This window comes from Mesorhizobium sp. M2A.F.Ca.ET.067.02.1.1 (genome assembly GCF_004023285.1).
Taxonomy (GTDB): Bacteria; Pseudomonadota; Alphaproteobacteria; order Rhizobiales; family Rhizobiaceae; genus Mesorhizobium.
Genome location: NZ_RZSB01001154.1, coordinates 1 through 1,210, shown reverse-complemented (window position 1 = coordinate 1,210; position 1,210 = coordinate 1). Strand labels below are relative to the sequence as shown.

The window sequence follows — 1,210 nt, the reverse complement described above, 5'->3', positions numbered from 1 at the left end:
CGCTCGCGGTCGGCCGCCGGCGCGCCGGCGACGATCGCGCCGGCCTCGCAGGCGAAGCGGATCAGCGCGCCGGTCTTCATCGCCTGCAACGTGATGATGCCGGCCTCGTCCGGCCGGTTGCGCTCAGCTTCTAGGTCGAACATTTGGCCGCCGACCATGCCGCCGGCGCCGGCCGCGCGCGAGAGCGCCAGCACGAGCGCCACCCGACGGTCGGCAGGCAAGGCTGTCGCCTCGTCGGCAATGATGTCGAAAGCCAAAGTCAGCAACGCGTCGCCGGCGAGGATGGCGGTGGCCTCGTCGAAGGCCTTGTGCACGGTCGGCTGGCCGCGCCGCAGATCGTCGTCGTCCATGGAAGGCAGGTCGTCATGGATCAGCGAATAGCAATGCACGCATTCGAGCGCCGCGGCGACGCGCAACGCCGCGTCATTGTCGGCCGAAAACAGCGCGGCACTTTCCATGACCAGGAAAGGCCGCAGCCGCTTGCCGCCGTTGAGCACGCCATGCCGCATCGCCGCCATCAGGCGCTCGGGCCGCGCGATCTCACCGGTGAGCGGACGCACGTCGAGAATCCGGCGCAGCTCGGTCTCGACGGCAGCGGCGCGCAGGAAAAGCGCGGTTTCGAAGGCGATCTGGTCGTCTTTGCTCATGGCCGGGACCGGTAGCCGACACTCAGACATTGCGCAAGCAGGCGCGCGCCTTTATGCCGGAGGGGGCGAGGCACGGGTGGGACGGCTTGACGGAACCGATCGTCGAACATGGAAGCGAAGGGCTGGACATGGCGCGCTCGCGGCGCCTGAGCCGCGCCAGTCTGAGGCGCATCGGCCGGCGCTGCCTGGTCGTCGCGCTCGTGCTGGCGGCCATTCCGGTCGTGCTCACCTTCCTCTACCTGCCGTCCTTCGTGCATCCGGTCTCGACCCTGATGCTGAAGGACCTCGCGACCTTCTCCGGCTACGACCGGCGCTGGGTGTCGATCGATGACGTGGCGCCCGTGCTGGCGCATTCGGTGATCATGTCGGAAGACGGGCAGTTCTGCTTCCATCGCGGCGTCGATCTGGGCGAATTGCGCGGCGTGGTCGATGACGCGCTAGCCGGCGAGGCGACGCGCGGCGCCTCCACCATCACCATGCAGACGGTGAAGAACCTTTTCCTGTGGTCGCGGCCGCTTGGCAGCGTGCGCAAGGTCGTCGAGCTGCCTTTGGCCGTCTATTTC

General features: G+C 68.2%; 2 protein-coding genes. One reads left to right on the top strand and one right to left on the bottom strand.

Annotated elements, in window-relative coordinates; all coding sequences use genetic code 11:
• Positions 1 to 647, bottom strand: a 647-nt coding sequence (locus EOA28_RS36320) for a polyprenyl synthetase family protein (protein WP_128315870.1), incomplete at its 3' end; no start/stop codon positions are given.
• Positions 648 to 775: 128 nt separating this feature from the next.
• Here EOA28_RS36320 and EOA28_RS36315 point away from each other — a divergent pair.
• On the top strand, positions 776 to 1,210 hold a 435-nt coding region (locus EOA28_RS36315), incomplete at its 3' end, for a transglycosylase domain-containing protein (RefSeq protein ID WP_189342396.1).